The following is an 18,054-nucleotide window of genomic DNA, read 5'->3' as shown; positions in this document are numbered from 1 at the left end:
TCATACCCCCATTTCTGTAGCAGTCTTGCTGGCGCCATCCCATTCAGGCGTGTACATCCAGCAGCGTACCTTGCTTCCGTCGTCGCTTGTCAAAAGCTCGGGCAGCTTGGAGTGGCACAGTTCAGTGGCATGCGGGCAGCGCGGGGCGAAGCGGCAGCCAGTTGGCATGTTGAAGGGGCTTGGAACGTTGCCCTTGATCGCCACCAACTCTTCCACATCCTCGTCCAGACGGGGGAGGGAGTTCATCAGACCGATCGTATACGGGTGCTTCGGATTTTCGAACAAGTTTTTGGCGGTCGTGTACTCGACGACTTTTCCGGCGTACATGACAGCGACGCGGTCGCACGTCTCTGCGACGACGCCGAGATCGTGGGTAATCATGATAATGCTCATGCCCATTTCGGCCTGCAGCTTTTTCATCAGCTCCAAAATTTGCGCCTGGATCGTCACGTCGAGCGCGGTCGTCGGCTCATCCGCGATGAGAATTTCCGGGCGGCAAGCGAGTGCCATCGCGATCATGACGCGCTGGCGCATCCCGCCGGACAACTCGTGCGGCTCCTGGGTCGCGCGTTTTTCCGGGGAAGGGATGCCGACGAGGCGCAGCATGTCGACCGCTTTTTCCCACGCTTCTTTGCGGCCCATGTTCTGGTGCAGACGCAGCACCTCGGCGATTTGCTCGCCGACCGTGTACACCGGGTTGAGCGATGTCATCGGCTCCTGAAAAATCATCGAGATTTCGTTGCCGCGAATTTTGCGCATCTCGGCTTCTGATTTGGCAATCAAGTCTTGCCCTTTGAACAAAATTTCTCCTCCTACAATTTTTCCCGGAGGGCTGGCAATCAAACGCAAGATCGAAAGCGAGGTGATACTTTTTCCACAGCCGGATTCGCCTACCAGACCGAGCGTTTCTCCTTTGTTCAGGGAGAAATCAACGCCATCCACGGCTTTACTGACGCCATCATCTGTGAAAAAGTGCGTTTGCAGGTTGCGAACGTCCAGTATTTTTTCTTGTTGTCCTGGCATGGTGCTCCCTCCTTAGTTCAGATCGATTCGTTTATTGAAGTAGCGATACAGTACGTCGACGAGCAGGTTGACGAACACGAAGATGACGGAAGCGATCAGTACGCCGCCCTGGACGACAGGCAAATCGCGCATGCGGATCGCGTCGACGATCAGACGGCCCAAACCGTTGATGGCAAAGACGGATTCGACGAGAACCGTACCGCCCAACAGGAACCCGAACTGCAAGCCGACAACGGTGATAATCGGGATCAGGGCGTTTTTCAACGCGTGCTTGTAAACGATCACTTGTTCACGCAAGCCTTTTGCCCGCGCTGTGCGGATGTAGTCCTGGCGTACGACGTCGAGCATGCTGGAGCGGGTCATCCGCGCTACGATGGCAGCCCCGGCTGTTCCGAGCGTGATCGCGGGCAAAACCATGTGTTTCCACGTGCCCCAGCCAGCGACCGGGAACCATTGCAGTTTGACCGAGAAGTAGTAGATCAGGCTCAAACCGAGCCAGAAGCTTGGCAGCGAGACGCCGAGCAGGGCGACGATCATGATTGTGATGTCAGCCGCGGAATACTGCTTGGTAGCCGAGATGATCCCCGCGACCATTCCGAGTACGACGGTGACAAAAATACTGGCAATGGCAAGCTCGATCGTTGCTGGCAGGCGAGCCATGATTTCGTCGAAGACAGGCAGGTTGGAGCGCAGGGACGTACCCAAATCTCCGGTCATGACGTCCGTTACATAATGGAAGTATTGCACCATGACAGGCTGGTCGAGCCCGAGCTGTGTGCGAATTTTGGCAATCGTTTCTGCAGAAGCACCTTCACCAGCGAGCAGGACAGCCGGATCGCCGGGAACCATTTGCATGATCAAGAACACAACCAGAATGACACCGAGCAGGACGGGAATCATCTGTAACAGGCGACGAACAATGTAGACAAACATGAAGCCTTCCCTCCTATTGTTTCATTCTTGGGTCCAGAGCGTCCCGCAGGCCGTCTCCGAAAATGTTGAAGCCGAGTACGAGCGTAGAAATCGCCAGGCCAGGGAACATGGCCAAATAAGGAGCGGTGAACAAAAAGTCGCGTCCGTTGCTCAGCATGGCGCCCCATTCCGGCAGGGGAGGCTGTGCGCCGAGCCCAAGGAACGACAGACCGGCAGCGGACAAAATCGCTGTCGCGAGACGCATCGTTGCTTGCACGATAATAGGAGACAAAATATTTGGGAAAATGTGCTTGAAAATGATCGTGAAGTCGTTGGCGCCGAGCGAGCGAATCGCGTCGATGTATTCCAGCTTTTTCACCGTCAAGGTAGAACCGCGGACGATCCGGGCAAACACCGGAATCGAGAAGACCCCGACAGCGACCATGACGTTGAACAAGTTGGGACCCAGGGCGCTGACGATAGCCAGCGAGAGCAGGATGCCCGGGAACGCAAGCAGAACATCAATGACACGGGAGATGATCGTGTCGACCCATTTGCCGTAGTAGCCGGACAACAGACCGAGAATAATTCCGAAGAAAGCGCCGATAAAAACAGCGACGAATCCGACAGACATGGAAAGACGTGTTCCGTAGAGGAGACGACTGAGCACATCCCGACCTTTGTCGTCCGTACCCATCCAGTGATCAGCGGATGGCGGCTTGAGCTTGTTCACCAGATCAATCGCGTAAGGATCGTGCGGAGCGATAACTGGTGCCAACAGGGCGATTGCGATGTAGAACAAGACGATAAACCCGCCTACCATCGCCAATTTGTTTTTGCGCAATTTCCGGTAAAAAGTCCGCCATCTGCCTGGGCGTGCTGCCGCAGCTTTTGACGGAAGAGCTTGATTGGTTGGTGCGAACTCAACCTTCATGATGTGACCCCCTCCTTTGCTTACGTCAAAGTTATCAGAAAAATGTATGAAGTAAAGGCAATTTGAACAAGTCGTAAAAATAGTGAAAATAGACGTAAAGATTGTGCAAATCAACGCTCGTCCCTTCCTAGATAATGGGTAGGGAAGGCATAGATACACATTTCCCAGAGAGGATGGATGATGGATGGGCACTGCCTATTGGCTGACCAATGTTCGTTTGGAGACGGGCTATCGCAGGGAAAACGGAGTCGTCGCTGGAACGGATGCATCCTTGTTTCACATCTTGATAAAAGACGGAAAATTTGCACGTATTGCACAGGCGACGGAGACGCTTGCGGACGATTTGCCGCAAAAAGACGCCAAAGGGCTTTTGGCGTTGCCGTCCTTCATTGAAAAACATGTGCATCTGGACAAGACACTCTTGGGCGAGCCGTGGCGGGCTGTCATTCCGGTAGCGAACATTATCGAGCGCTGCGAGATTGAAAAGCGGGCATTGCCAGCCTTGCCGACGACTACGCAGGAGCGGGCGGAAAACCTGCTGTCCGTGCTGCTTTCCTACGGTTCCACACACGTGCGCACACACGTCGACATTTATCCGGAAGCGGGCATCTCTAATCTGGAATCGGTGCAGGCAGCGCTGGCTACTTATGCGAATCGGGTAACTCATGAGATCGTGGCGTTCCCGCAGCACGGACTTTTGCGGACGGATGCGCAGCCGCTGTTGCGTGAGGCGCTGCGCCAGGGCGCGACACATGTCGGCGGAGTAGACCCGGCAACGGTAGACGGCGATCTCGAACAGTCGCTGCACCAGATGATGGAGCTGGCTGTCGAGGCGAACGCCGGGGTTGATTTGCATTTGCACGACCCGGGACATTTGGGAACGTTTACGATGAAAAGGCTTGCAGCCATGACGGTAGACGCCGGGTGGCAAGGCCGCGTAGCGATCAGCCACGCTTTTGCGCTCGGGGACATTCCCGTGCCGGAAGCAGAAGAGATGGCGACGATCTTGCGGGAAGCGGGCATTACGATTATTTCCAGCGTTCCGTTCAGCCGGGCGATCCCGCCTGTGTCATTGCTGCATCAAAACGGAGTGGACGTGGCGCTTGGCTGCGACAACATTTTTGATACGTGGCAGCCGTACGGCAACGGCGACGTGCTGGAGCGCTTGTGGCGCTTGGCGGAGCGCAACCGTTGGCTGGACGAGCTGGCTTTGTCCCAGTCGCTTCGCTTCATTACGGGCGGGAAAACGACTTTGGATGCGAATGGCACGCAGCTGTGGCCTGCTGTCGGAGAAGAAGCGAGCCTCGTTCTGGTGGAAGCGTCGTGCTCGGCTGAAGCAATCGCGCGGCGGGCAGATCGCCAGGCGGTCTTTTTCAAAGGAAGCCAGGTCGCCGGACAAGTGGAAGAAGCGACCACAACGAAGGGATGATCGCAGATGAAGGCATCTCCGTACTGGATAATTAACGCTCGCCTGGAGTGCGGGTATGAGTGGGATCAGGGAGTTGTCACAGGAACGCGTACCGAGCTGTGCGATTTGCTTATCGAGAACGGGAAAATCACCCGAATCGTTCCGTCCAGCGAAATTTTGGAGGACGGAGTGCCAAAAAAGGATGCGAAGGGTCTGTTGATTTTGCCTGCGATGGCGGAAAAGCACATCCACTTGGAAAAAACGTATTACGGCGGGCCGTGGAAAGCGACGACTCCGGTGAAAAACTTGTTTGAACGGCACGCGGAGGATCGCACGTTGCTGCCGATGTACTTGCAGCAGGCACAGGCGGGAGCGGAGAGCATTTTGTCGCTTTTGGTGGAAACGGGCGTTACGCACGTGCGCACGCATTGTCACGTCGACCCGACTGTCGGCCACGGCTTTTTGGAGAGCATGCTGCGGGCTTTCGAAACTTTTACAGACAAAGTGTCGCATGAGATTGTCGCCTTCCCGCACTACGGCATGCTGCGCACGCAAGCACGCGAGACGGTGCGAGAGGCGCTGCGCCAAGGAGCGACGCATGTAGGCGGCGTCGATCCCGGCGGCGTCGACCAGGATATCGAACGCTCGCTGCAAACGATCATGGAGCTGGCTGTGGAAGCAGATGCCGACATCGACTTGCATCTGCACGACCCTGGGCACCTCGGACTTTTCACGATCAAGCGGATCGCAGCGATGACGGAAGAGGCAGGGTGGCAAGGGCGTGTCACGATCAGTCACGCGCTCGGGCTGGGAGATGTGTCGCTGGAGGAGGCGAGAGAGGTAGCGCAGCAGCTGGCAACGCTCGGCATCTCGATCGCATCGACGGTTCCGATCAACCGCCCGACGATTCCGATTCCGCTGTTGCACAAAGCAGGCGTCGCCGTCATGCTCGGCAACGACAGCCTGACAGACAACTGGACGCCGTTCGGAAGCGGAGATTTGCTGGAAAAAGCAGGCCGACTCGCGGAACGTTTTCGCCTGACGAATGAGCGGTCGCTGGGAGTGGCCCTCGGCTTCGTGACAGAGGGGCGCATTCCGCTGGACGATGCGGGCAATCGTCTGTGGCCGCTGGTAGGGGATGAGGCAAGCCTGATGGCAGTGGAAGCCGCTTCTTCGGCAGAAGCGGTGGCAAGGCGGGCGAAGCGCAGAGTGGTGCTGTTTCAGGGCAACAGGGTAGCGGGCGAATGGTAACAGGCAACAGGCGGCGCGACATGTGGCGAAGAAGCCAACGATCGGCGGCAAGCCTTGCGCGGTGACAGCGGTTTTTTACAAATCCCATCTGGAAAGGATGTTATGAATACATGTCTACAGCCTATTGGATTACGAACGTTCGCCTGGAGCGTGGATACCGGACAGAAAATGGCAAAATAGTCGCAACCGACACAGAGCTGGCGCACCTTTTGATCGAGGACGGCCGGATTGCCCAAATCGCCTATGGCGACGAGGCGGGGGCGAGCGGACTGCCTGTCAAAGATGCGAACGGCTTGTTGGCTGTACCGTCGTTTCAGGACATGCACATCCATATCGACAAGACGTACTACGGCGGCCCGTGGAAAGCGGTCACTCCGGTCAAAAGCATTTTGGAGCGTCTGGAAGAAGAGAGCCGACTGATGCCCAAGCTGTTGCCGACGGCGCAGGAGCGCGCGGAAAAGATGCTGGAACTGCTTTTGTCCGCCGGTTCGACGAAAATTCGCAGCCATTGCAACATCGACCCGTATATCGGCCTGAAAAACTTGGAGGCGACACTTGCTGCCATGGAAACGTTCAGCGGCAAGTTGGAATATGAGGTCGTTGCTTTCCCGCAACAAGGGCTTTTGCGCAGCAACCAGGTGGAGAACATTCGCCAGGCGCTGAAAATGGGCGCGACCTACGTCGGCGGCGTCGATCCGGCGACTGTCGATCAAAACATCGAGAAGTCGCTGGCGACGATTTTTGAACTGGCGGTAGAAGCGGATGCTCCGATCGACGTTCACTTGCACGATCCTGACCATCTCGGCATTTTCACGTTCAAGCGTCTGGCGAAAATGACCGAAGAGGCAGGCTGGCAAGGCCGCGTCACGATCAGCCACGCCATCGCTTTGGCTGACGTCAGCCTGGAGGAAGCGGGAGACGTAGCCGAGATGCTCGCCGCACTCGGCATCTCGATCACTTCTACGGTTCCTGTCAACAAGGCGACTATTCCGATTCCACTTTTGCGCGACAAAGGCGTCAAAGTCATGCTCGGCGACGACAGCATTACCGATCACTGGTCGCCGTTCGGCCAGGGAGACAGTCTGGAGAAGGCAGGACGATTGGCGGAGCGCTTCCGCATGCAGGATGAGCGTTCCTTGTCTCAGGCGCTGGGCTTTATCACAGGCGGCAAAACGCCGCTCGACAAAGAGGGCAACCGCCAATGGCCGAATGTAGGAGACGAAGCAGACATGGTGTTGTTGCACGCTTCCTCTGCGGCAGAAGCGGTGGCGCGCCGAGCGAAGCGCCAGGCTGTCGTGTTCCGTGGCAATGTGGTGTCCGGGGCGCTGTAAGCTGACAGGTACTTGAAACGTTACGTACCATTTGCAGCAAAACATTCATGGCCGTTTTGTTGACTGCAAGCGGTCACATCCTATTTCACGAAAAACGTCGAGATGTTTTCACAGAAAAAAAGAGGCAGACCGCTTGCGGTTTTGCCTCTTTTTTGGCGTATGGAGCCATGCTTGTTTGCTAATGCGTTCGTGAAACAGCCCGTTCTTCCTATGAAATCAACGCCTGAGACGACAGACAGCGCGCGATCATTCCTGGCCAAGCTTCACGATTTGCTCACGGACGTTTCCTTTGCATACGCCCCCGTGATAGCAGACGACGGCTTCCAGGTCGAGGTCTGCATACTTTTTCAGCGAGCACCGGGCTGCGTCCATATCTGGTGTCGTCGGGGCATGAATGCCGCCGATCATCCCGTCTACACTGTACAGCGAATCTCCGGCAATGAGCGTCTTGCTCTTTTTTACATACAGGCTGATATGGCCGGGAGTATGTCCGGGCGTATGAATGACGCGAATCCCGCCGCAAAAAGGCAGCTCCTGACCGTCACTTACCGTATGATCTACTCTGCCTTTAGGGGGATGTTCCAGGTGGCTGTCTTTTAACAGCGGCAACTCCCCTTGAATGTACGGCTGATCCAGCGCGTGCGCGTAAATTTTCACACGTGAACCGCATTCCTGCAAAATCTCAGGCAGACAGCCGATATGGTCCATGTCCTGATGCGTCAAAATCACGGCTTGCAGCTGGGCGAGCGGCACTCCTGCCGCGTCCATGGCTGCGCGCAAATCTTTTATTTGCCCGGGAAAGCCTGTGTCTATCAAAACGCTCATTTCTCCCTCGCGCAGAAGCATGGGGTGAACGATATTCCCGTGAAAATCGAGCGAAAGCATGTAAACCCCCGGTGAAATCTCCGTCGCCATTGTCATCGTCATCAACCTTTCGTAAAATTACATTTTTACGTAAATATATAATATTACGTTGGTTTTGCCGTTGTCAATCTTTACCGGATGATTTGGCTTGCTGCCCTTGACCTGGTTGTATCGTGTGGCACAAGAAAAAAGCTCCCGACTGTACACACTCAACAGTCGGGAGGTGGCTTGCCTCTTCGTCGGATAGGGAAAATTTCCTTGTTTTTTATTTATTTCACATATAAAAATATTGAAAAATAAATAAAAGTAATATAGTATAGTGCCCGAATCTACCAAAAATAGGAAGCGGTGCATAAGAATGATAAAGAGATCTGTATTCGCTATTGCTGGTCTTGGCTCATTGTTATTGTTTGCGAATAGTGCTTCAGCCGACATCACGTCTGCGACTTCATCTGTCGACATCAGTAGCTCAACCACAAGTAGCTACAAAGTAAAGTTTTCCGCTAAGACGCTTAATAATAATGCGAACGCTAAAGTGTATACTTTGTACAAAGGAGTCGTGCTCGTAGACGAAGTAGAGGATAGAGTTCGGACGTCAGGTGCTTATACTTCCAGTCATGAGCCGAAAATTAGATACAAGGTTGAGAGCGAGCATACTGAAAGTTTAGGCGCTGGACCAATAAGTGACTTCAAAATGTCCTCGGATACGGCCGTGTATAATCCGATTGATTGGACGCTCGTTAAGGAAGATCCACATGAAGCCAAAGAATACGAGAATCTACTCGTACAAAGCGCCAATGAAATTGCTGACGATACTGGAATAGACTTGTCAGAATACACTGTAGTCGACAAAGAGGTAGTTTTCAATTTGGACAAAGACCTCTTTAAAGAGGTCAACGCCGTGACTAAGATTTCGATTGGTGATACACGCCCACAAATTTACCTCCATGAATCCCGTGAAAGTTTGTATGTACTGAAGCAATCAGCAGACGGGGAAAGCACGGTTACGGAATTTGTACTGGAAAACGATAAGTGGGAAAAGCAATAGTGTAAGGGGGGAGGTAGCGAAAGCTGCCTCTTTTTTCTTTCTTTAATGTCACAACTGCCATCCGATTACGGATGTATCCACATACACTACGAAAAGGGGCGGCATGCCAAATGAAAAACAGATACGAAATCAGGGGAGACGGATGCTTGCCAGCTCCCCACCTTGGCTGCGTTCTGCTTCCACGCGTCGCGCCGGGCGCTCTGGCCAGACTTGCTGATCACACCCGCGCTCCTCGTTCCTCCCGCCGCTGCAGCCAGCTCATCTCGATGCTTGCCAGCTCCCACCTTGGCCGCGTTCTCCTTCCAGACGTGGCGCCTGGCACTAGTTTTCCCCTCGTCTCTCCAACGCCCCATGCACGACTTTCCCTTTGAACATGACAGCAGCCCGGCGCGATCTTCTGGCGATGGCTTCGGCGGAGCAGGAAGCTTCGGCAAAAACGATGTTCGCTTCGTCACCAGCTTTGGGCCATGCGCGGTTGCCAGCGCGGTCGAGCGTCGTTTTGCCGCCTGTGATGAAAAAGAGCGATTGCACCAGCGAGCGCTCGTCCACCCAGCGATAGCGCTCCACGAGGCGATTCAGCTTCTCCAGCATGTCGCCCGTTCCGTACGGCGACCACGAATCGTAGAAACCGTCATAGCCAAGAGCTACGCGCACGCCTTTTTCGTGCAGAATCGGTACGGGAGGCATCGCTCGGTTGATCGGCACGGTCGTCATGATCATCGTGCCCAATCGGGACAAGCGCTCCGCCATTTCTGTGCTTTCCTCGACAGATACATCACCGAGAGCAAAGGCGTGGCTGATCGCCATCCGGTTTTGCCAGCCTGCTTCTTCTGTCAGGTCGAGAATGCGCTTGATCGTATAAAAGCCGAGCGTGCCCGGATCGTGCAGGTGGATATCGACATCGGCGTCAGCTTCCACGGCAATGTCCATCATCTCCCGCAGCGAACCTTCCAGCTCGTTATCGATGCCAGCCGGGTCCAATCCGCCGACGAGCGTAGCGCCTTCTTTCATCGCCTGTCTCATCAAGGAGCTTGCTTGTGTGCGCAACAGCCCTTGCTGCGGAAAAGCGACAATCTCGTAGGTCATCCGGTCGCTGTACGCTTCCAGTGCGGCCCGTACGCCCTCCAAGTTTTTCAGGCCGATGTACGGGTCAATATTGACGTGCGTCCGTACATGTGTGGCGCCGCCGTTCAGCAAAAGCTGCAACATCGCTTCGGCCCGCTTTTGCGTGGTTCCGGTCATCAGCGGCATTTCTGTCGCTTCGAACTCCAGGCGATCAATCAGCTTTTTCGGAGGGAGACACGACTTCCATGTAGCGCCTGCATACGTTTTGTCCAGATGGTTGTGCTTTTCCACGAACGACGGGAGCGCAAGCAGTCCGTTGGCGTCCTGCTGCGGAAGCGTTGTGTCGAGTGGCTTGGTCGCGGAAATGATCTCGTTAATCACCCCGTCCTGAATTTTCAGGTGGCAAATTTCCGAGCGTGTGTGGACTACCCCATCCTCTCCGGTTTCAAATCCGCTATCGAGACGAACGTTGGTTAGCCAGTATGAGTATGCTTGACTCACAAAAAATCAGCCCTTTCGCATGAAAAATAGTAAGAGGATCGTTGAAAAAAGCCCAGCCTAGCTTCATTGCTCTCTATTAATTGTAAGGAATATTTTGAATAAAGATTTGCAGCTTCTTTACGAGTTTTTGCATGATTTTTACTTATTGGCGAAATTCTTGCCGTTTTTTGAAAAGTAGTAAAGATTGTGCAAATACATGTAAAGCAATTGAAACAAACTTGACAGAATATTTCTTATACTGGCAAAGGATACAAAGATAGATAGTGGAGAGTGTGAGCACGAATATGGAAGCAAGGGGGAGGAACAGCATGAAAAAGAAACTGACAGCCAAGTATGTCATCGGGTACGACGGAGAAGACCACATCATCATCAAAGACGGGGAAGTCGTCTACGAAGGTGAGACGATTTTGTATGTAGGACATGCGTATGACGGAGAAGTGGACGAAGTGACCGACTTGGGCAATGCCGTGATCAGCCCGGGGTTCATCGATCTGAACGCGCTTGGCGATATTGACCACGACATCGTGCATCTGGAAGTGTCGGCGCAGCGAAACAAAAATTTGCTCTGGTCGGAAGCGTACTACAACAAAGGCTACCACGAGGTCATGACGCCGGAGGAAGAGGCGTTCAAATCGTTGTACGCCTACAGCCAACTGATCTTGAACGGCGTGACGACGGCGATGCCGATCACCTCTGTCTTTTACAAGCGCTGGGCAGAGACGTACGAGGAACTGGCAGCGGCAGCGGAGCATGCAGGACGTCTGGGACTGCGCATGTACATGGGGCCGAGCTACCAGTCGGGAATGCGCGTCGTCAAGGCAAATGGCGAGATTGAAGTGCTGTGGAACGAAGCGGAAGGACGGGCAGGGCTTGAGCGGGCTGTCCAGTTCGTCAAAGACTTTGACGGCGCCCACAACGGCCTGATCCGCGGCATGCTCGCGCCGGAGCGGATCGAGACGCAAACGCCGGAAAATCTGGTTCTGACGAAACGCTACAGCGATGAGCTGGGTTGCCCGATCCGCCTGCATGCGGCGCAAGGAAGCTACGAGTACACGGAAATTCATCGTCGCCATGGCATGTCGCCCATCCAGTACCTCAACGAAATCGGGTTCCTGGGCAAAAGGACGGCGATTCCGCACGCGCATTTCATCCCTGGCTACAGCGAAGCGACGATCGGGGAAGGCGACGATCTGGCCATCCTGCAAGAAACGGGAACAACGGTCATTCATTGCCCGCTCGTCATCGGACGCCACGGCTCCGCGCTGGAATCTTTTGCCCGCTACAAGCGTCGCGGCATTAATATCGCGATCGGGACGGACACGTTCCCGCCAGACTTCATCCAAAACATTCGCACGGCCAGCATGCTTTCCCGCTTGCAGGAGCGCGATGTGGCAGACTCCAGCTACGCGGATATTTTCCGCGCGGCAACACTGGGCGGTGCCCGCTTCCTCGGAAGGGACGATCTCGGCAGACTCGCTCCGGGAGCGCAAGCCGACATCATCGCGATCGACCTGGACGGATTCCACATGGGAACCGTTGACGATCCGATTCGCACCCTGATCATGTGCGGCTCCGGGCGCGATGTGAAGCTGTCGATCATCGCAGGACGCACCGTAATGAAAGACCGCGTGCTGCCAGGCGTTGATCTTGCGGAAATCAAGGAGCGCGGCCAACGCTATTTTGACAAAATGCGCCTCGGCTATGTGGAGAGAGACTATCAGCAGCTTGGGGAAAAAGAACTGTTCACCCCGTCGTTTCGCATCGTCAACAAACCGTAACGCTCTACACTAAAAGCCAATCCAAAAAGCACAATCTGCTGTTGTATAGCGGATTGTGCTTTTATTTTGCGCGCAACACACGCAACAGTGGCAGCTCAACGCAAAAATCCTCCTTCCGAATGAATGATTTGTCCGGTAATCCATCCCGCTTCCTCGCTTGCCAAAAAAGCGACCAGACGTGCCGCATCTTCCGGTTGGCCGATCCTGCCCATGGGGCTGCGCTCCAAGAGGAACGGCACCAGCTCTTTTGACATCCATCCGGTATCTGTAGGGCCGGGATTGACTGCGTTGACGGTAATTCCGAGCGGAGCGACTTCTGCGGCAAAAGTAATCGTGAACGCATCCAGCGCCCCTTTTGTCGCGGCATAGGCGATTTCACCAGGCATGGGACCTTTCGATTGCCCGGAAGTCAGGTGAATAATCCGGCCGTTGCCAGGCTGGGAGAATCGACGGGCAAATTCGGCGCTGAGCATGATCGGCGCGCGAACGTTGAGCGCGTAATGAGCGTCCAGACTGGCAGCCGAAAGCGACTGATAATTGTCGGAAGTGGAATGGCAAGCGTTGTTGACGAGAATACAGGGAGCGCCAACCTGCGAGCTGGCTTCATCGAGGACATGCGACCACGAGTCAGGCTTGGACAAATCGATTTCGCTGCACGCGCACTGTACTCCATAGCGGGTCAACTGTTCGCGCAGTTGCGCTGGCTCATCGTCTTGTATCCCCCAGTCCATTGTCTTGTCGTACGCTGTCCAATACGTGAAAAACAGATCAATCCCTTGTGCAGCCAACGCTCTGCATATGGCAGCACCAATACCGTTCAGCCGACTTGCTCCTGTGACGATGGCGACTTTTCTACTCATAGGCACGAAACCTCCTCAGCGATAATGGATCATTTGCGTTTTGCCCACGGGTAATCAAAACAAGTTCAGCAACAACGATGGCGGAGCCAAGTAAATATACCCGATGATGAGATAGGCGAACAGCAAGAAAAAGCAAATCCCGGAAATGGTGAGGTGTATGCGAATTTTTTTCGGATGGTAACCAAACAAACCGAGGAGCAGGCAAACGAAGCCGACGATTCCCAGCAAAAGCGGGATCGCGATGATAATATATTCATTCATGATAAAAATCACCCCACTTTACTACCTTCTTTTCGTTCCATGTAAAAGTCCAATCTTTGATGGGATGCGTGAGCACAACCAGAGCGCTGTTTTGCAAAATGCAGTCCATTTTTCTTGCGCCGATGAATACTGCCTTTTTTGGGAATAGTCAATCACTTCGCTGTTCGCTCGCACATGCCGATGAAAATCACCCGACTCCATGAACAGGTACAACGTTTTCTGGAAAATGGGCGAAGCGTACTGATCGTAGCTGTTGCTTTTCGTCAGGAAGCGGTCGAGCAGTGCGGGAGGCAGAACGAGATAGCTGAGCCGAATAGAGGGGCACAACACTCTGGAAAACGTTCCGACGTACACGACGCGTCCGGTGGAGCATGTCGACTTCCATTCCTTTCGTTCCTGGCACTGGAAAAAGCAGAAAACTGGATATTTCTTCTTTGTAAAATTAAGGATATTCTACATCATAACATCTTTGCAAAGCGAATCGGAAGCAGGGATGAGAAAGTCGCACGCGACATGGAGGAGAGAAGCAATGACGATGATTTTGCCTCATATCGAAAAGATGCCCGGCTATGTGGAAGGCGCGATGCCCTCGGCGGGAACAAAAGCGATCCGCCTGAATCTGCGATCGCACGCCATCTCGCGCTTGCGGCGTTGCGCGATCAAAGCTATATGCAAGAGACGACAGGCAGGATCAAGCGGACGCGGGCGGTTTTTTCCAAGCAGCTTGAATCGCTCGGTTTCAGCGTCGTCCCAGCGCAGACGAATTTCATTTTGTGCCAGCCACCAGCGAAGGCAGAAGGACAGTCTGCGCGCGAGCTGTATGAAAAGCTGATGGAGCAAGGAATTTACGTGCGCTATGATCAACTGCCGCGCCTTGCGGACATGTTGCGCATCACAGTCGGAACGGAAGCGGAGATGGAAGAGGTTTATGCTGCACTTTCCCCGATGATAGAGTAACTTTCCTGTTAGCCGTTTCTGGCAAAAGGAAAGTTAAGCTGGCAATCATTCGAAATAGTTGATATTTTAAATATATAAAGCTTATTTCAGAAATGCAGGATTTTAATAATCAAGGGAGATGTAGAAGATGGAGTGTCAGCTAACGATTGTCCGAACAGAACAGAAAAAAGAGAAGCCAGCACTCGACAAGCTGGGGTTCGGCGTGCATTTTACCGACCATATGTTCACGATGGATTACACGGAAGGAAAAGGCTGGCACGATCCGCAAATCGTTCCGCACGCTCCGCTGACGCTCGATCCGGCTGCGATGGTACTCCACTACGGACAAGCGATTTTTGAAGGAATGAAAGCATACCGCAACAAAGCAGGCAAGGTGCTTCTGTTCCGTCCGGAGCAAAACTTCAAGCGGATGAATCGGTCCCTGGAGCGGATGAGCATGCCGCAAGTGGACGGGGAATTTATGGTCGATGCGCTGAAACAGCTGGTAGCGCTTGAAAAAGAATGGATTCCGGCAGAGAGCGGCATGTCGCTGTACATCCGTCCATTTGTGATCGCTACGGAGCCATGTTTCGGCGTGCGTCCATCGCACACGTACAAGCTGATCATCGTTCTGTCTCCGGTTGGCGCTTACTATGCAAATGGTATGGAGCCAGTGAAAATTTACGTAGAAAACAAATACGTTCGCGCTGTCCGCGGCGGTACAGGCAATGCCAAAGTAGCGGGGAACTACGCAGGCGCTCTGAAAGCACAGGCGGAAGCCAAGGAAAAAGGCTACGAGCAAGTGCTTTGGCTGGATGGCGTAGAAAATAAATACATTGAAGAAGTCGGCAGCATGAACGTATTTTTCAAAGTGGGCGAAGAAGTGTGGACCCCTGCTTTGAACGGCAGCATTTTGGAGGGAATCACCCGTGATTCGACGATCCACCTGCTGAAAGACTGGGGCATCCCGGTAGTAGAAAAGCGGATTTCCGTCGAAGAATTGTACGAGGCGTACACAAAAGGGCAACTGGAAGAAGCGTTTGGAACAGGCACGGCAGCGGTCATCTCGCCAGTCGGCGACCTGAACTGGAACGGCCACCAAATGATTCTCAACGGCGAAAAAACAGGCCCGTTGACCACCAAACTGTACGAAACAATGACCGGAATCCAGTATGGCGAAAAAGAAGACAAGTTCGGCTGGTCTGTAGAAGTCAGCGAGTAATTTCATAACGACAATGCGACAAGCTGCAAAGCATGCCTTCCTCGTCTCGACGAGCGGGGGCATGCTTTTTTATGGCGCTACGCCAGCGAGATTTGCCAAGTTGCTTCCCTCAATGTAATCAAAAATGACCGAACGTGCAAATAAGCACTGCCCACCCAGTGACAGTGCTTATTCACAACAACAGGCTAGACGTGCGCAAGCTCTGGCGCGTGCATGTGCAGGGGTGGGGAAATCAGCCAGCCCTTTTCCTTGAGGATGCGTTGCAGACGAAAACCGGAGTGCGCTTTCGCAAAGTGGAACTCGGCAAACATCAAGCCGATATCCTCGCGCAGCGACTGGCTCATGACCTGGCTGCATGTCAGCAAGCCTCCGGCAATATCCCGGGCAATTCCCAGGGCAATCTCGGAGTCGTTGAGCCTGGCTCCGACCGGAATGCTGCTCCGATCAGCCAGTGGCCGATCGGGAGGGGAAGGCGGCAAGGCGACGCCGTTTATTTTAAGTACATCCTCCAACTGGTCAATTTCCTTTTTCATCGTTTGCATGATATCTTCGAGAAAGTCCTTCAAATCCGTATCGCCAGCATGATTCATCGCTGTCTGATAACCAGCGAGCAGAGCTTTTGTCGTCGCCAAATAAACCCAGACGCCAAACACTTCGCCATAATGCAGCGGCTCTTGTTTGGAATTGTCACCAAAAATCCCCATGCCTGTCCTCCTTCTGATGCCGTTCATCTGACGGCGGCACTCGAATGATCTTCCGCCCATTGATAAGATTCGCCATGCACGGCAAATTCACCGTGGAAAATGTAGGCACTCGCCTTGTAGAGATTTTTTTAACATTCAAAAACAACAAGGTAAAGATAGTGAAAAAGAAAGTAAAGATCGTGCAAAGATTAATAGTAAGAAAATTAGTAATATTTTGTTATGTCATTATTTTTCTTTTTACCAACGAGACAAAGGGGGCATTTTCATTGAAGAAAACGCGCATCGTACGTTCCATTCTTGCTTTGTCTGTCGCGTTTGCGACCGTTTTGACAGGCTGTTCCGGCACCTCGCAATCGCAACCGGCTTCGACCGGCTCCAACTCCGGACAAGCAACCGGCAGTCCTGCGCCATCCACCCCTGCTGCGTCTGGCGGCGGTACGTTGATTATCGCCCGGCTGTCTGACGCGAACAACCTCGACCCGCATTTCAGTACGCAAATCAACTCCATGGCAGTCGTGCAGCACAAAATGTACGAAGGTCTGGTGATGATGGACCGCAACAGCGAGTACAAGCCGCTTCTGGCGACAGAATGGAAGCAGAAAGACGATGTGACATGGGAATTTACTTTGCGGGACGGCGTGACGTTCCACGACGGAACCGCGTTTGATGCGGAAGCTGTGAAGAAGACGATCAATCGCATTTTGGACAAAAACCAGCCGACTCCCAAGGCAAACATGTTCGGGATGATCAAGGAAGTCAAAGTGATTGATCCGAAAAAAGTGGAGATCATTTTGCATTATCCATTCGCGGGATTGCTTTCTGTCCTCGCCAGCGCCGAGGGCGGCATCATCAGCCCGAAGGCGATTGAGCAGTACGGCAAAGACCTGGCCAAGCACCCGGTAGGGACAGGCCCGTTCGTCTTTGAGTCGTGGACGCCCGGTCAGGAAATCGTCATCGTCAAAAATGAAAACTACTGGGGCACGAAGCCAAAAGTGGACAAAGTCGTGTTCAAGACGGTTCCGGAGGACACGACGCGTGTCGCGATGGTGGAGACAGGCGAAGCGCACGTTGCCGAGCAGCTGCCCGTCACGGAGCTGGAGCGGGTGCAAAACTCCGCGAATATGTCGCTGGGGCGCTTCGAGTCTTTTGCCGTGGATCATATCGGGATGAATGTCAAAATGAAGCCGTTTGACGATGTCCGCGTCCGCCAGGCGATTGCGCATGCGATTGACAAGGAAGCGATTATTCAAGGCGTCTACAATAACGTCGGCAAAGTCGCGATCTCTTCGCTCGGTCCAAAAGTAATCGGCTATAGTCCGAACATCAAGACGCCTGAGTACGATTTGAACAAAGCCAAGCAATTGCTCACAGAAGCTGGATACGGCAACGGACTCAAGGCGACCGTGTACTTGAATGACAACAAAGCGCGCATCAACGTGGCAGAGGTGTTGCAATCGCAGCTGAAAGGAATCGGCATTGACCTGCAAATCCAGGTGATGGAGTTCGGGGCGTATTTGGAGCTGGCGGCAAAAGGCGAAGCCCAGATGTTCATCAGCGGCTGGGGCAATGCCACAGGCGACGGCGACTATAACCAGTACAACTTGTTCCACAGCACGTCTGCGGGAGTGCCAGGCAACCATTCCTTCTACAGCAACCCAAAAGTCGACGCGTTGATCGAAGCAGCCCGCAAGGAAAAAGACCCGGAGAAACGCAAGCAAATCTACGCAGAGGCGCAACAGATCGAGATGGACGAAGTGCCGCTGCTCCCGTATCGCAGCTCTGAAAACCTGGCAGCTATCGCGAAAAATGTGCAAGGCGTCTACATCAGCCCTTCCGGCTACATCGAGGTCAGCGATGTGACGATTCAATAGGCTGTGCCAAAAGTCTCTCCCAATTGCTGGGAGGGGCTTTTTCTTTTGCCATCCCAATATGTGGAAAAGGCGAAAAAAGAGTAAA

The 18,054-nt window shown here is 53.7% G+C and carries 16 protein-coding genes; 8 read left to right on the top strand and 8 right to left on the bottom strand.

All coding sequences use genetic code 11. The features are described from left to right. From IRJ17_RS24645 to IRJ17_RS24635, 3 genes are read right to left on the bottom strand one after another with little or no spacing between them, the layout of a single operon-like run. A complete protein-coding gene (locus tag IRJ17_RS24645) occupies positions 1-1,023 on the bottom strand; it encodes an ABC transporter ATP-binding protein (RefSeq protein WP_122963095.1) in 1,023 nt (340 codons plus the stop codon). Between the two features lie 12 nt (positions 1,024-1,035). Next, the gene (gene nikB / locus IRJ17_RS24640; RefSeq protein WP_122963096.1) at positions 1,036-1,956 is read right to left on the bottom strand and encodes a nickel ABC transporter permease; all 921 of its coding nucleotides are present in this window, start codon (positions 1,954-1,956) and stop codon (positions 1,036-1,038) included. A gap of 13 nt (positions 1,957-1,969) precedes the next feature. Then, positions 1,970-2,869, bottom strand: coding sequence for an ABC transporter permease (locus tag IRJ17_RS24635; RefSeq protein WP_242772168.1), 900 nt, complete (start codon positions 2,867-2,869; stop codon positions 1,970-1,972). A gap of 184 nt (positions 2,870-3,053) precedes the next feature. Here IRJ17_RS24635 and IRJ17_RS24630 point away from each other — a divergent pair, with 184 nt between their 5' ends. The 3 genes from IRJ17_RS24630 to IRJ17_RS24620 all read left to right on the top strand — a co-directional run bounded on the left by IRJ17_RS24630 (position 3,054) and on the right by IRJ17_RS24620 (position 6,859). Then, positions 3,054-4,298, top strand: coding sequence for an amidohydrolase (locus IRJ17_RS24630; protein WP_173596192.1), 1,245 nt, complete (start codon positions 3,054-3,056; stop codon positions 4,296-4,298). Between the two features lie 6 nt (positions 4,299-4,304). Further along, positions 4,305-5,528 carry an amidohydrolase gene (locus IRJ17_RS24625; protein WP_242772166.1) on the top strand — a complete coding sequence of 408 codons (1,224 nt, stop codon included), beginning with the start codon at positions 4,305-4,307 and terminating at the stop codon, positions 5,526-5,528. 110 nt (positions 5,529-5,638) lie between these two features. After that, positions 5,639-6,859, top strand: coding sequence for an amidohydrolase family protein (locus IRJ17_RS24620; protein ID WP_242772164.1), 1,221 nt, complete (start codon positions 5,639-5,641; stop codon positions 6,857-6,859). A 246-nt stretch (positions 6,860-7,105) separates the two neighbouring features. Here IRJ17_RS24620 and IRJ17_RS24615 read toward each other — a convergent pair whose 3' ends face one another. Further along, on the bottom strand, positions 7,106-7,780 hold the full coding sequence (locus IRJ17_RS24615; RefSeq protein ID WP_242772162.1) for an MBL fold metallo-hydrolase: 675 nt from the start codon (positions 7,778-7,780) through the stop codon (positions 7,106-7,108). A gap of 301 nt (positions 7,781-8,081) precedes the next feature. Here IRJ17_RS24615 and IRJ17_RS24610 point away from each other — a divergent pair, with 301 nt between their 5' ends. Next, complete coding sequence (locus IRJ17_RS24610; RefSeq protein WP_242772160.1) at positions 8,082-8,771, top strand: hypothetical protein; 690 nt, start codon at positions 8,082-8,084, stop codon at positions 8,769-8,771. A gap of 321 nt (positions 8,772-9,092) precedes the next feature. On the opposite strand, the gene IRJ17_RS24605 is transcribed toward IRJ17_RS24610, so the two are convergent. Further along, positions 9,093-10,337 (bottom strand): amidohydrolase family protein, encoded by a 1,245-nt coding sequence (locus IRJ17_RS24605; protein WP_242772157.1) that lies wholly within the window; start codon positions 10,335-10,337, stop codon positions 9,093-9,095. A gap of 308 nt (positions 10,338-10,645) precedes the next feature. Here IRJ17_RS24605 and IRJ17_RS24600 point away from each other — a divergent pair, with 308 nt between their 5' ends. Continuing rightward, the gene (locus IRJ17_RS24600; protein ID WP_173598364.1) at positions 10,646-12,115 is read left to right on the top strand and encodes an amidohydrolase family protein; all 1,470 of its coding nucleotides are present in this window, start codon (positions 10,646-10,648) and stop codon (positions 12,113-12,115) included. 95 nt (positions 12,116-12,210) lie between these two features. Here IRJ17_RS24600 and IRJ17_RS24595 read toward each other — a convergent pair whose 3' ends face one another. Both IRJ17_RS24595 and IRJ17_RS24590 read right to left on the bottom strand, forming a co-directional pair. Beyond that, complete coding sequence (locus IRJ17_RS24595) at positions 12,211-12,975, bottom strand: SDR family oxidoreductase (protein WP_122963104.1); 765 nt, start codon at positions 12,973-12,975, stop codon at positions 12,211-12,213. Positions 12,976-13,029: 54 nt separating this feature from the next. Then, entirely contained in the window at positions 13,030-13,236 is a 207-nt protein-coding gene (locus IRJ17_RS24590; RefSeq protein WP_122963105.1) for a hypothetical protein, read from the bottom strand. A 513-nt stretch (positions 13,237-13,749) separates the two neighbouring features. Here IRJ17_RS24590 and IRJ17_RS24585 point away from each other — a divergent pair. Beyond that, positions 13,750-14,193 carry an aminotransferase class I/II-fold pyridoxal phosphate-dependent enzyme gene (locus tag IRJ17_RS24585; protein WP_242772154.1) on the top strand — a complete coding sequence of 148 codons (444 nt, stop codon included), beginning with the start codon at positions 13,750-13,752 and terminating at the stop codon, positions 14,191-14,193. A gap of 127 nt (positions 14,194-14,320) precedes the next feature. Then, a complete protein-coding gene (locus tag IRJ17_RS24580; protein WP_122963107.1) occupies positions 14,321-15,394 on the top strand; it encodes a branched-chain amino acid aminotransferase in 1,074 nt (357 codons plus the stop codon). A 185-nt stretch (positions 15,395-15,579) separates the two neighbouring features. On the opposite strand, the gene IRJ17_RS24575 is transcribed toward IRJ17_RS24580, so the two are convergent. Next, positions 15,580-16,098, bottom strand: coding sequence for a DUF3231 family protein (locus tag IRJ17_RS24575; protein ID WP_122963108.1), 519 nt, complete (start codon positions 16,096-16,098; stop codon positions 15,580-15,582). Positions 16,099-16,364: 266 nt separating this feature from the next. On the opposite strand from IRJ17_RS24575, the gene IRJ17_RS24570 reads away from it, so the two are divergent. Further along, positions 16,365-17,969: a glutathione ABC transporter substrate-binding protein gene (locus IRJ17_RS24570; protein WP_122963109.1), complete on the top strand. Its 1,605-nt coding sequence runs from the start codon at positions 16,365-16,367 to the stop codon at positions 17,967-17,969. Positions 17,970-18,054: the final 85 nt, after the last annotated feature.

It is taken from the genome of Brevibacillus parabrevis (genome assembly GCF_022701015.1).
In the GTDB taxonomy this organism is placed as follows: Bacteria; Bacillota; Bacilli; order Brevibacillales; family Brevibacillaceae; genus Brevibacillus; species Brevibacillus parabrevis.
Note: the sequence above shows the minus strand (reverse complement) of the source record. Positions and strands in the feature narration are given on the sequence as shown.

Coding starts and splice junctions, on each gene's coding strand:
- IRJ17_RS24645 (WP_122963095.1), bottom strand. CDS start 1,023: ATGCCAGGACAACAAGAAAAAATACTGGACGTTCGCAACCTGCAAACG.
- IRJ17_RS24600 (WP_173598364.1), top strand. CDS start 10,646: ATGAAAAAGAAACTGACAGCCAAGTATGTCATCGGGTACGACGGAGAA.
- IRJ17_RS24595 (WP_122963104.1), bottom strand. CDS start 12,975: ATGAGTAGAAAAGTCGCCATCGTCACAGGAGCAAGTCGGCTGAACGGT.
- IRJ17_RS24635 (WP_242772168.1), bottom strand. CDS start 2,869: ATGAAGGTTGAGTTCGCACCAACCAATCAAGCTCTTCCGTCAAAAGCT.
- IRJ17_RS24590 (WP_122963105.1), bottom strand. CDS start 13,236: ATGAATGAATATATTATCATCGCGATCCCGCTTTTGCTGGGAATCGTC.
- IRJ17_RS24625 (WP_242772166.1), top strand. CDS start 4,305: ATGAAGGCATCTCCGTACTGGATAATTAACGCTCGCCTGGAGTGCGGG.
- IRJ17_RS24610 (WP_242772160.1), top strand. CDS start 8,082: ATGATAAAGAGATCTGTATTCGCTATTGCTGGTCTTGGCTCATTGTTA.
- IRJ17_RS24580 (WP_122963107.1), top strand. CDS start 14,321: ATGGAGTGTCAGCTAACGATTGTCCGAACAGAACAGAAAAAAGAGAAG.
- IRJ17_RS24585 (WP_242772154.1), top strand. CDS start 13,750: ATGGAGGAGAGAAGCAATGACGATGATTTTGCCTCATATCGAAAAGAT.
- IRJ17_RS24575 (WP_122963108.1), bottom strand. CDS start 16,098: ATGGGGATTTTTGGTGACAATTCCAAACAAGAGCCGCTGCATTATGGC.
- IRJ17_RS24615 (WP_242772162.1), bottom strand. CDS start 7,780: ATGACAATGGCGACGGAGATTTCACCGGGGGTTTACATGCTTTCGCTC.
- nikB (WP_122963096.1), bottom strand. CDS start 1,956: ATGTTTGTCTACATTGTTCGTCGCCTGTTACAGATGATTCCCGTCCTG.
- IRJ17_RS24630 (WP_173596192.1), top strand. CDS start 3,054: ATGGGCACTGCCTATTGGCTGACCAATGTTCGTTTGGAGACGGGCTAT.
- IRJ17_RS24620 (WP_242772164.1), top strand. CDS start 5,639: ATGTCTACAGCCTATTGGATTACGAACGTTCGCCTGGAGCGTGGATAC.